Consider the following 11,785-nt stretch of genomic DNA (forward strand, 5'->3'; position numbering starts at 1 on the left):
GTGGCGATGTATATCGTGCTCGGCGTGCTCTATGAGAGCCTCGCCCATCCGCTCACGATCATCTCGACGCTGCCCTCGGCGGGCCTCGGCGCGCTGCTGGCCTTGCAGCTCACCAACACGCCGCTGACGGTGATCGCCTTCGTCGGCATCATCCTGTTGATCGGCATCGTCAAGAAGAACGGCATCATGATGGTGGATTTCGCGCTCGATGCCGAGCGCCAGCGCGGCCTGTCGTCGGCGGAGGCGATCTTCGAGGCCTGCCAGGCGCGCTTCCGCCCGATCCTGATGACGACGATGGCGGCGTTGTTCGCCGGCATTCCGCTGGTTGTTGCGACCGGCCCCGGCACGGAACTGCGCCGCCCGCTCGGCATCACCATCATTGGCGGGTTGTTCGTCTCGCAGATCCTGACGCTCTACACCACGCCCGTGATCTACCTGCTGATCGACCGTCTGCGCCGCCGCCGCGAGCCGCGCCCGCTGGCTGCGCCGGCGGAATAGGCGGGTTGTTGAACCGCCCTGCAAAGCGTATAGCGGCGACCATGTCGAACCCCACCGCCGCCGCGCCGGCCGATCCGATCCCCGAATGCCCGCACTGCCAGAAGCCGATGCCGCTGTGCATCTGCGACAGCGTCACGCCCATCAAGAACCGGCTCTCGCTCCTGATCCTTCAGCATCCGCAGGAGCAGGACAGGGCGCTCGGCACCGCCCGGCTGCTTGCGAAGCATTTCGCCGGTGCCACGCTGCGGGTCGGCCTGTCCTGGCCGAGCCTGTCCAAGGCACTGGGGCAACCGATCGAGAACGCCTCGCACTGGGCCGTGCTCTATCTCGGCTCGGCGCACGCCACCGATCTCGAGGCCGAGGGCGAAATCCTGGCCCTCAACCGCAAGGGCGAGGTCGCGGACAACCAGCGCGCGCGCCTTGGCAAGCTCGAAGGTGTGGTGCTGCTCGACGGCACATGGAGCCAGGCCAAGGCCCTGTGGTGGCGTAACCCGTGGATGCTGAAATGCCAGCGCGTCATCCTCAACCCGGCCGCCCCATCGCGCTACGGGCGCCTGCGCAAGGAGCCTCGGAAGGACGGACTGTCGACCATCGAGGCCGCAGCGACGATCCTCTCAGCTCTGGAGAAGCGCCCGGACATCGCTGAGACGCTGAATGCCAGTTTTGAACGGATGTTGACCCGCTATCGCGAGGTCCAGACCGAGATGCCCGAATTGGCGCCGAAGCCGCCGGTGAAGGACCGCCGGCGCGGTGTCCGGCGGGGCAAGCGAGCCTGAGTCCGGTCCTGAGTCCGGTCCGGATCATCCGTACGGCCGATTGTCCCGCGAGAGGCGGGCGGATAGAGACCATCGGCCAACAGGCCGCGGTCTGCTATCCTGTCGCACCATCGGAACGCCGGAAGCGGAAGGGGCCGTCGCATTCAGCTTGCAGCCAAGGAGATCCTTGCCCAGGCGGCGCGGTTCGATCGTTGGGGCACGCTTGCCCTGATGGACATTTCGCTGCGCTACCGGCGCACCGTGATCGGCCCGCTCTGGATCACGCTGACGCTCGCGGCGACCATTGCCAGCGTCGGCACGGTCTATGCGGCACTGTTCAGACAGGACGTCGCGAGCTTTCTGCCGCCGTTTGCCGTCGGCCTGATCGTCTGGACGCTGATCGCGACGACGCTCCAGGAAGGTTCCAACATCTTCGTGGCATCAGGCCATTTGATCAAGGCGGTGCCGGCGCCGCTGATCGTGCATGTGCTTCAGATGATCGCGCGCAACGTCCTCATCTTCGTGCATCATCTGGTGATCGTCGTCCTGCTCTATGTCGTGATGCCGTGGCCGCTGCATGGGAGGATGCTGCTCGCGGTACCGGGCTTCGCGATCCTGGTCACTGTGCTGCTGGGCGGCTCGGTCGCGCTCGGCATGCTCTGCGCGCGGTTTCGTGACATCGGCTCGGCGATCGTCAGCGGCCTGCAATTCGTCTTCTTCCTGACGCCGATCATCTGGACCGAGGACAGCGTGCGCGGCACCGCGTTTTATTGGCTGATCCGCGCCAATCCGTTCGCGACGCTGCTCGATCTGGTGCGCAGGCCGCTGCTCTCGCAGCCGACCGACGCGGAGCAATGGCTGCTCGGGATCGTCTATGCGACCGTCGTGGCCGTCATCGGCCTCGGCTGCTACGCGAAATACCGCCATCGTGTGGCGTATTGGCTGTGAGGCACGAGATATGACCTCCGCAGCTCATATCGCGCTTCTCAACGTCTCGGTGAGGTTTCCGGTGCTGTCGTTCCGAGACCGCTCGCTACGCAGCCGGTTCGTCAGCGCGGTGACACTGCGGCGGAACACAGCGACCCCGCACATCGTCTCCGCGTTGAATGACGTCAGCCTCGACATCCGTGCCGGCGACCGCGTCGCCATCATCGGCGCCAATGGCGCCGGCAAGACCACGCTGCTGCGGGTGCTCGCCGGCATCTACCATCCGACGTCGGGCAGCGTGGACGTGCTGGGCCGTTGCCAGCCGCTGTTCGATCTCTCGGCCGGATTCGACGAGGAAGCGACCGGCTACGAGAACATCATGCGGCGCGGGCTCGTGATCGGCGCGCGGCGCTCCGAGATCGACGCCAAGCGCGCGGAGATCGCCGCATTCACCGAGCTCGGCGACCGGCTCGACCTGCCGCTGCGCACCTATTCCAGCGGCATGATGCTGCGCCTGATCTTTGCGGTCGCAACCGCCGTCGAGGGTGAGATCGTGCTGCTCGACGAATGGATCGGCGCCGGCGACCAGCAGTTCCGCAAGAAGGCGCGGCAGCGGCTCGACGAGATCGTCGTGCGCGCCGGCATTCTGGTGCTCGCCTCGCACGACATCGAGCTGATCAAGAGCACCTGCAACCGCGCGATCCTGCTGGAGGAGGGGCGGATCGTGGCGGCCGGCACAACCGATGAGATTCTCAGCCAATATCTCGCCGGCGGGGAGGGGTAGCTGCCCGGTCGGGGTTGCCTAAACTCGTGATCCCCTATATTGCTCCGCCCTCGTTGGGGCCACGTGGCGGAGTGGTTACGCGCCGGTCTGCAAAACCGTTTACTCGGGTTCGAGTCCCGACGTGGCCTCCATCACAACCTCCTGATATCTCAGCAACATTCGATCGTGTCGCGGCTGCTATGGGCCCGCGCGGGCGATCCATGCTGGCTGCGCACCCCGGGTTTACCCGGAGGCCGGCGGAAACCCGCCATTCAGCCCGCTGGCATAGTCTTCGCATCTGCGAAGTGATGCATCCCAACGATCGAGCGCTGGAGAGCACGTGAGCGAAATCGTCCGATTTGTCCCGAAATCCGAGCTGGAGCGGGCCCGCCTCATTCGCGAGGCCCGCGCGATCTATGACAGCATCTTTCCGCCGGCCGCACCCGACCAGGCGCCGCAGGACGGCGGAGAGCGCGTCAAGACCTGATCGCGGGCACGCGGGATTTCGCGGCGTAGCCCCCCTGGCAAAACGCCCGCGGAGCGCGGGCGCATCGGCTCACGGTGAATTGGCCTTAGCAGGCCGCGTACCAGCCGTCGGGAAACGGCAGCAGGGGCCAGGCGCCCTCATTGTCATTGGCAGCTTTGGGCTTCGCGGAGGCGTTGGGCTTCGCGTAATAGGTCCACGAGCGCGGCACGAAATCCTCCCCCGGCACGAACGCCAGATCGTCATGGACCATGGCGTCCTGGACGGCATCCAGCAGCAAGTTGAATTCGGCTTCGCTCATCACACCCTCCGGACCGCGGATGGCGCAATGTCGCAAAGCCGGTTTGTTTCCCGGTTGAGCCGATCGTTCGCATTTTAACGATCGGCCAATCGGGTCCCGATTGGTTAGCGAGTCATGAAAATCCCCTTGGGGATGTTAGGTTCCTGCCGGGTGCCCGCAGTGTGAAGCAGGTCACATCGTCGGCTGTTTATTTCTCCTACCCCTTCGCACACCGGCCAACACAGGCCGGGCGGGCAGGGCGGAAAGGGAGACTGGTCATGAAGGCGAGGTTCTTGCGGTTTGCGGGTGTGAAAAACCGGGCGCGCCGCGCCTCGACCGTCGGGCTGTTCCTGACGCTGTTTGCCCCCGCCGCCCATGCGCAGCAGGGAACGCCCGAGCAGCGCCGGGCCTGTACCCCCGACGTCTACCGGCTCTGCGCCGGCGAAATCCCCAACGTTCGCGCCATCACAGCGTGCCTGCGCCGCAACAGGTCAAGCTTGAGCGAGGCTTGCCGCGCCGTGTTCGATCAGGCCGGCGGCTGACATACCGGGCCTGTGGGTTTGTGCGCAGCAAGTGGCTCGCGCGGGCTCGCGAATCCGGCATAGTCGGCCTGTGGATAGACCTGTGGGTATGCTGCGGACAGGCTGTGGACGGCGGGGGATATGCTTCGGATGTCGGGCGCAGGTGCGTCTTTCGATTGTCATATCTCCGTCAAATGACCTCACCGAATGATTCCCTGATCGTGCAGATCGCGGCGTAGCGGCAAGACTATTTGGTTCCCCCGAATTCGGAATTGGGTGCCGCGAGCATCCCCACGCGCGAACAGTTTTTGAGCAGCCGCCTGCCCAAATGGCGGGCTCCCTCCATCCAATTTTTTGTACGCCCGCGGACAAGCTTTCCGGTCCGCTCTCCTCCTAGGCTCGCTTCCGAGATCTGGAACATGGCCATTGCCATGACAATTCGAAGGAGCTGGAGATGGAGAGACCGGTATTGCCCCAGGCGCGGGGGAACGCGCGTGCATCGCTGTCTTGGCGCAAGGCCGCGCTCGGCGCCGCGGTCACTTTCGGCGCGCTGGCAGCCGCGCCCTTGAGCGCGCAGGCTGCGGCGCCTGCGGCCTGCGCCGCACTCCAGGACAAATATCCGGATTGGAAGGGCAAGACCCTCGTCAACGCCATCAACCCGCACACGCCAGGCTATGAGACCATCGATCCGAAGGATCCGAGCAAATATATCGGCTTCGACATTGATCTGGGCGAAGCCATCGGCGAATGCCTCGGCTTCAAGCTGACCTACAAGCCGGTGACGTTCGCGGCGCTCCTGACCACGCTCGCCGCAGGGCAAGCCGACATCGTCATCTCCGACATCTACGCCACCAAGGAGCGCGCCAAGGCCGCCGACTTCATCACCTACTCGAAAGTGTTCGACGGGGTGCTGGTGGCCAAGGGCAATCCGAAGGGCATCAACGGCATCAACATGTCGATGTGCGGCGCCGCTGCCGCCGAAAACACCGGCTATGTCGAGGTGCCCCTGATCCAGGCGCTGATGCCCGAGTGCAAGAAGGCCGGCAAGGCCGAGCCGACCGTCCAGCTCTACGACAACAACGCCAACTGCATCCAGGCGATCCTCGCCGGTCGTGCCGACACCTATGTCAACGACGTCAACACCGTTGACAGCGCGGTGAAGGCCTATCCGGACAAGCTGGAGAAGGCGACCGCGGTGACGATCCCGTATTCGGTCGGCATCGCCGTCCCGAAGGACAAGCCGAAATTCCGCGACGCCGTGCTCGCCGCCCTGATCGAGGTGCAGAAGGCCGGCACGCATATGGAGCTTCTGAAGAAGCATGGGCTCGACGTGAACAACTTCAAGGAGCCTGACATTCTGACGGCCGACTGATGTCGCTGTTCCTCCACTACCTGAGCATGCCGTATCTGCTCGAGGGCATCGAGCTCACCCTCGAGGTGACTGCCCTCGGGCTCGGCGGCGGATTGATCCTCGGATTGATCCTCGCCGGCATGCAGCTCTCCCGCTTCTGGCTGCTGGCGGCGATCGCCAGGGCCTACACCGTGATCTTCCGCGGCACCCCGCTGATCCTGCAAATGGTGTTCGCCTACGATGCGTTGCCGCATATCGGCATCAAGCTGCCGGCGGTGCTGGCCGCCGGCCTTGCGCTGGCCTGCAACGAGGCGCCCTTCATCGCCGAGATGCTGCGTGCCGGCGTGCTCGGCGTCGATCGCGGGCAGGTGACGGCCGGCCAGGCGCTCGGCATGACGCCGCGAATCCTGATGTGGCGGGTGATCGCGCCGCAGGCCATCCGCACTATGATCCCGGCCTTCGGCAACGAGGCCGTGAGCGCGCTGAAGAATTCCTCGCTGGCCTCGGTGGTCGCGGTCCAGGAGCTGACCTTGCGCTCGACCCAGCTTGCGTCCTCGACCTTCGACTTCTTCTCGATCTTCTTCGCCTCGGGCTTGCTGTACCTCGTGCTGACCTTTGCCATCAGCATCATCCAGCTTTTTGTCGAGTGGCTGCTCGACCTCGACCGCGCGAAGGGACGCCAGCGCAAGCTCGCCGATTATCTGCCCTGGCGCCGCGTCGATCTCGCCACCAAGCTCGAACTTGCCGCAGCGACCGTCGACGTCCCGGTGTCCGCACAGGCCGAGCTCACCGACACGCCGCCGCTGGCCTTGACCCGTGAGGAGCGCACCCGGCGTGCCGCGACGATCTCGCGCAACAACATCGCGGTCGAGACCAGGGACCTCACCAAGAGCTACGGCGCGCAAAAGGTGCTTGGCGGCCTCGATCTCACCGTGCGCGTCGGCGAGGTCGTCGCGCTGCTCGGGCCCAGCGGCTCCGGCAAGAGCACGTTGCTCCGCTGCATCAATCATCTCGAAAGCTGGGACGGAGGCACCGTGCGTGTCGGCGGCCGCCGCCTCGGTTTCGACGACGACGGCAAGCTGCTGCCGCCCCGCGCGATCGCCAATGAGCGGGCAAGCGTGGGCGTCGGCATGGTGTTCCAGCAATTCAACCTGTTCGCCCATCTCTCGGCGAAGGAGAACATCGCGGGGCCCTTGCGCTGGGTGCACGGCATGACCCGCATCGATGCAGATCGCCGCGCCGCCGAGCTGCTCGACCGGGTCGGGCTGTCGCACCGCGCCGACGCGCTGCCGCGGCATCTCTCCGGTGGCCAGCAGCAGCGCGTCGCCATCGCCCGAGCGCTGGCACCGAACCCCAGCGTGCTGCTCCTGGACGAGCCGACCTCGGCGCTCGATCCCGAGCTCGTCAGCGAGGTGCTGGAGGTGATCCGGCGGCTCGCCATCGATGACGGCCTCACCATGATCATCTCGACGCACCAGATCCGCTTCGCCGACGAGGTCGCCGACCGTGTCGCGTTCCTGAGCGGCGGCACGATCATCGAGGAGGGGCCTGCGCACGAGGTGCTCTCCAACCCCCGCAATCCGCTGACCGCGCGTTTCCTCAGCGTGATGGAAGCCGACAAGACTCCGGAGGCGGTGCGATGAGAGCCGCACCCACGACGTTCAAGACCGCGTTTCCAGAAGAGGCCACCTCATGAAGCATGTCACGCTGCCGGTTTCGCCGAAGACCGTCCACTGGGGCTATTTCTCCAAGAAGGTCGCGCCGGCCCTGACGCTGCGCTCGGGGGATCGCGCCACCATCGAGACGCTGACCCACCACGCCAATGATGACTACGAGCGCATGATCCAGGGTGATCCCGGAGCCGAGAGCGTGTTCCAATGGACGCGCGAGCACAAGGCAGTCGCGCGACGCGGTTCGGGCCCGACGGAAGGTCCGTTCATCCGCGGCGCAGGCGAGGGGATCGGCGTCCATCTCCTCACCGGTCCGGTCGCGATCGAAGGCGCCGAGCCGGGCGATATCCTCGAAGTGCGCATCCTCGATATCCGGCCGCGGCCGAGCTGCAGCGCCTGTCATGCCGGGCGCTGCTTCGGCTCCAACGTCGCGGCGAATTGGGGGTTTCACTATCACGATCTGATCGAGGAGCCGAAGCCGCGCGAGGTCGTCACCATCTTCGAGCTCGACACGTCAGGCGAGCCCTGCGCCAAGGCGGTCTACAACTACGTCTGGACGCCGCAGACCGACCCTGACGGCATCGTGCATCCGACCATCGATTATCCCGGCGTGCGGGTCGATCACACCACCATCAAGAAGCGCGAGAACATCCTCGCAAGCGTCAAGGTGCCGGCACGGCTGCATTTCGGCACCATGGGGCTCGCGCCGTCGGAGGCCGATTTCGTCAGCTCGATCCCGCCGAGCTATACCGGCGGCAACATCGACGACTGGCGCATCGGCAAGGGCGCGCGGATGTTCTATCCGGTCGCGGTCCCCGGCGGCTATTTCTCGGTCGGCGATCCCCACGCCGCGCAAGGCGACAGCGAGCTTGGCGGTACCGCGATCGAGACCTCACTGACCGGCGATTTCGAGTTCGTCCTGCACAAGAAAGCCGATCTCGCCGGCACCAGCCTCGAAGGTCTCGACCATCCGATGCTGGAGACCGATCAGGCCTGGTCGTTCTACGGCTTCACCTATCCGAACTACCTCGCCGCGCTCGGCGCTGACGCACAAACCGAGATTGCCAATCATTCGAGTCTCGACCGTGCGATGCGCGACGCGTTCAGAAAACTGCGCCGCTTCCTGATGACCGTGCACGGCTTGAGCGAGGACGAGGCCATCTCGCTGCTATCGGTCGGCGCCGATTTCGGAGTCACCCAGGTGGTCGACGCCAATTGGGGCGTTCACGGCACGATCCGCAAGAACATCTTCCGTTGTGACTGATAGGCCGTAGCCCGGATGGAGCGAAGCGCAATCCGGGTTTGTCACGGCGGACTCTGAAGGTCCCGGATTACGCTTCGCTCCATCCAGGCTACGAATCGCGCTCGACGTTGATATCCCGCTCTAACACTCTGAAGAGCATCTCGTTTCCAGGATGAGCACGTGACCATTGAACCGCATTTGCGGCCCGTCGCTGCGACGGACGACCAATTGCGTCTGGCACAGAGGTTGCTTCGATCCACTGCAATCTGGGTCGATCCGATGAGTTTCCGTCCCTTCACGAGCGAGTCCTACGCGCAAGACGACCGCCCCGAAGCCTGGCGGGACGTGCTGGCAGCGGTGGGCCTGCAGCCGGCGGCAGGCCATTCCTTCCTGGATGGGCACGCAACGGCGTCACATCGCCACGCCGCGGGCGTTGCGCTGACCCGCATGGCGGCCGGCGCCCAGACCATCGGTCCGAGTTCGCCGGCCAACGAAGACCTGCCGATTGCGCTGATGCCGGTCGAGGACGGCATGGTGCTCAAGAGCGCCGGCGGCCATCGCATCGTTCCGGTCGGCCATCTCGTGCTGCTGCCCCGGAGCGGGGACTGGAGCATCGTATTCCAGCGCGACATGCGTGCCATCGTGCTGTCGGTGACATCGGAGGCGCTGCACGGCCGCCTCTCGGGCAGGCCGCGGCTGGGCGAGCCCAGGGTCGTTCCGCCCAGCGGCTTTGCCGACATCTTTGCGCGCTTGCTGGACGCGACTGCGCGCACGCTCGACACGCTGAGCGATGCCGAATGGAATGCGGTCACGCAGTCGCTCGTCGATCTCCTGCTGACGCTCGCCCATCAATTGGCGGCTTCGACGTCGGACGCCGGATCGAGCGCGACGCAGTCGGCACTCCTGCACCGGATCTGCCAGACCATCGAACGCCGCCTCGACGATCCCGAACTGGTGCCGGCGCGCGTCGCGCAGGCCGAAGGAATCTCCGAGCGCTATCTGCAAAAGCTGTTCGAGACGGTCGGCGACAACTTTACTCACTACGTGCGCGAGCGGCGGCTGCAGCGCGCCTGGGCCGATCTGTCCAATCCGTCCGAGGCGCATCGTTCGATCTCGGAGATCGCCTACGCCTATGGCTTTGGCGATTCCGCACATTTCAGCCGCGCCTTCCGCCATCGCTTCGGACTGCCGCCGCGCGAATTTCGCCAGCAGGAGGCGGAGCGGGCGACGACGCAGCACGGGATAGCCGGTCAGCGCGGCTGGCCGCAGGATGCGCTGGCGCAGCTTCGCGCCCACCCGACGAGCGCCGAGGCGCGCGGCAATCTCGCCCGCACCGACATCGATGAGCCGAGAACGGCCGAACGCAAGCATCATCATCTTCCGATCGAAGCCAACCGTGTTCATTGGGGATATTTCAGTCGCACGTTACAGCCGCAGCTCGAGATCAATTCGGGTGATACCATCACGATCGAAACGCTGACTCAGCATGCCTCCGACGATCCTGAGCTGATGATCGCGGGCGACGCGGCCGCCGAAAGCGTATTCGGTTGGACCAAGGCGAGGAAGAACGTGGATCGCCGCGGTGCGGGTCCGATGGATGCCAGCATATTCGGGCGCGGCGCCGGCGAAGGCTTTGGCGTGCACATCTGCACGGGGCCCGTGTCGGTGAAGGACGCCCAGCCCGGGGACGTGCTGGAAGTGCGGATCCTCGACATCGTGCCGCGCACAAGTCGCCATCCGAAACATTCAGGGCGCGTGTTCGGCTCCTCGGTTGCGGCCTGGTGGGGCTATCATTACGACGAATTTCTTTCAGGGCCGAAGCCGCGCGAGGTCGTGACGATCTACGAAATCTTCGACGACACCGACGCGCCGTATGCGCGCGCGCTGTATTCCTACCGCTGGGAGTCGCAGACCGACCCGTTTGGCGTGGTGCACGCCACCTACGACTATCCCGGCGTTCCGGTCTTGCCCGGCACGGTGAAGCGCCGCCACGCCGTGCTCGACGGCATCCGCATTCCCTTGCGCCCGCATTTCGGCGTGATCGCGGTGGCGCCGCGCGAGGTCGATTTCATCGACTCGGTGCCGCCGTCCTATTTTGGCGGCAATCTCGACAATTGGCGCTTGGGGAAGGGAGCGACGGTCTATCTTCCGGTCTCCGTTCCCGGCGCATTGTTGTCCGTCGGCGATCCCCATGCCACGCAAGGCGACGGTGAATTGAGCGGCACCGCGATCGAATGCTCGATGACGGGAACGTTCGAGGTGATCCTGCACAAGAAGGCCGACCTTGCCGGTCGTCCGTTCGCCGATCTCTCTTATCCCCTGATCGAGACCGAAGCCGACTGGGTCCTGACCGGATTCAGCCATCCCAACTACCTCGCCGAGTTCGGCGCTCAGGGCCAGAGCGAGGTCTACGCAAAGTCCTCGCTCGATCTCGCCATGAAAGATGCGTTTCGCAAGATGCGACGCTTCCTGATGAACGTGAAGGGGCTGAGCGAGGACGAGGCGATCGCGCTGATGTCGGCCGCCGTCGATTTCGGCGTCACGCAGGTGGTCGACGGCAATTGGGGCGTGCACGCGATCATCAGCAAGCGCCTGTTTCAAACCTTCCCTTAAGAGACGCGCCGTAACAAGGAACCCCAGTGAAATTCCACATGATCAGCGGCGGACCGAAGCCGGTCGCGCCCTTCAGCCACGCGGTGGAGACCGACGGTTTTGTCTTCGTCACCGGCCAGATGCCGGACACGCCGCAAACACCGGGCGTGTTGCCCGACGGCATCGTCGCGCAGACAAGGGCGGTGATGGAGAATTTGAAGGTCGTCCTGGCGGGCGTCGATCTCGCTCTCGAACACGTCGTGATGACACGCATCTATCTCACGCGTTTCAAGGAAGACTACACCGCGATGAACGAGACTTATCGCGGGTTCTTTCCGCCCGACCGCCTGCCGGCCCGCACCTGCGTGGGCGTAACGGGGCTTGCCTATGACGCACTGATCGAGATCGATCTGGTGTGCCGGAGGCCGTGAGTTCGGCTTTTCGTAGCCCGGATGAGCGAAGCGATATCCGGGACCGCCGCGCGAACGAGTCCCGGATGTCGCTTCGCTCATCCGGGCTACAATCCCTTGCGTTGCCCGACGCGCAAAACACACAAATGACGGGTCAATCCGCCGCCACGAAAATATTCCACTTTACCGAAATTCGGCTTTGGCGTATTCATCCCGCCACCTCATCCCGGTCAGAGGGGCGTATCGCGATCGTCACGAAACGTGGGATGGGCTGCGGTGGACGCGGGCAGC

At 64.9% G+C, this 11,785-nt stretch carries 11 protein-coding genes, 1 tRNA gene and 2 pseudogenes; 13 read left to right on the forward strand and 1 reads right to left on the reverse strand.

The features are described from left to right. The 6 genes and pseudogenes from AC0L2F_RS35305 to AC0L2F_RS35330 form a co-directional block, all read left to right on the forward strand. The coding region (locus tag AC0L2F_RS35305) for an efflux RND transporter permease subunit (RefSeq protein ID WP_473251479.1) at window positions 1–498 on the forward strand (498 nt) is incomplete at its 5' end. A 41-nt stretch (window positions 499–539) separates the two neighbouring features. Continuing rightward, the gene (locus tag AC0L2F_RS35310; protein WP_063996386.1) at window positions 540–1,274 is read left to right on the forward strand and encodes a tRNA-uridine aminocarboxypropyltransferase; all 735 of its coding nucleotides are present in this window, start codon (window positions 540–542) and stop codon (window positions 1,272–1,274) included. 210 nt (window positions 1,275–1,484) lie between these two features. Continuing rightward, entirely contained in the window at window positions 1,485–2,201 is a 717-nt protein-coding gene (locus AC0L2F_RS35315) for an ABC transporter permease (RefSeq protein WP_473251480.1), read from the forward strand. Window positions 2,202–2,367: 166 nt separating this feature from the next. Further along, window positions 2,368–2,964, forward strand: a pseudogene (locus AC0L2F_RS35320) (ABC transporter ATP-binding protein); the annotation flags it as partial. A gap of 57 nt (window positions 2,965–3,021) precedes the next feature. Continuing rightward, window positions 3,022–3,095 (forward strand) — tRNA-Cys (locus AC0L2F_RS35325). Window positions 3,096–3,283: 188 nt separating this feature from the next. Next, the gene (locus AC0L2F_RS35330; RefSeq protein WP_007610232.1) at window positions 3,284–3,430 is read left to right on the forward strand and encodes a hypothetical protein; all 147 of its coding nucleotides are present in this window, start codon (window positions 3,284–3,286) and stop codon (window positions 3,428–3,430) included. 85 nt (window positions 3,431–3,515) lie between these two features. Here AC0L2F_RS35330 and AC0L2F_RS35335 read toward each other — a convergent pair whose 3' ends face one another. Then, a complete protein-coding gene (locus tag AC0L2F_RS35335) occupies window positions 3,516–3,728 on the reverse strand; it encodes a hypothetical protein (RefSeq protein WP_007610233.1) in 213 nt (70 codons plus the stop codon). Between the two features lie 257 nt (window positions 3,729–3,985). Between AC0L2F_RS35335 and AC0L2F_RS35340 the strand changes: the two genes are divergently transcribed. From AC0L2F_RS35340 to AC0L2F_RS35370, 7 genes and pseudogenes are all read left to right on the forward strand, one after another. After that, on the forward strand, window positions 3,986–4,249 hold the full coding sequence (locus AC0L2F_RS35340) for a hypothetical protein (protein WP_473251481.1): 264 nt from the start codon (window positions 3,986–3,988) through the stop codon (window positions 4,247–4,249). Between the two features lie 433 nt (window positions 4,250–4,682). Continuing rightward, the gene (locus AC0L2F_RS35345) at window positions 4,683–5,600 is read left to right on the forward strand and encodes an ABC transporter substrate-binding protein (RefSeq protein ID WP_007610235.1); all 918 of its coding nucleotides are present in this window, start codon (window positions 4,683–4,685) and stop codon (window positions 5,598–5,600) included. Then, window positions 5,600–7,222 (forward strand): amino acid ABC transporter permease/ATP-binding protein, encoded by a 1,623-nt coding sequence (locus AC0L2F_RS35350; RefSeq protein ID WP_473251482.1) that lies wholly within the window; start codon window positions 5,600–5,602, stop codon window positions 7,220–7,222. The genes AC0L2F_RS35345 and AC0L2F_RS35350 overlap by 1 nt, the downstream gene beginning before the upstream one ends. 49 nt (window positions 7,223–7,271) lie before the next feature. Further along, entirely contained in the window at window positions 7,272–8,513 is a 1,242-nt protein-coding gene (locus AC0L2F_RS35355; RefSeq protein WP_473251483.1) for an acetamidase/formamidase family protein, read from the forward strand. Window positions 8,514–8,771: 258 nt separating this feature from the next. Further along, window positions 8,772–11,105, forward strand: coding sequence for an acetamidase/formamidase family protein (locus tag AC0L2F_RS35360; RefSeq protein ID WP_473251485.1), 2,334 nt, complete (start codon window positions 8,772–8,774; stop codon window positions 11,103–11,105). A 26-nt stretch (window positions 11,106–11,131) separates the two neighbouring features. Continuing rightward, window positions 11,132–11,515, forward strand: coding sequence for a RidA family protein (locus tag AC0L2F_RS35365; protein WP_473251484.1), 384 nt, complete (start codon window positions 11,132–11,134; stop codon window positions 11,513–11,515). Between the two features lie 65 nt (window positions 11,516–11,580). Continuing rightward, window positions 11,581–11,785 (forward strand): annotated as a pseudogene (locus AC0L2F_RS35370) (hypothetical protein); the annotation flags it as partial.

It is taken from the genome of Bradyrhizobium sp. Ken64 (assembly GCF_055807555.1).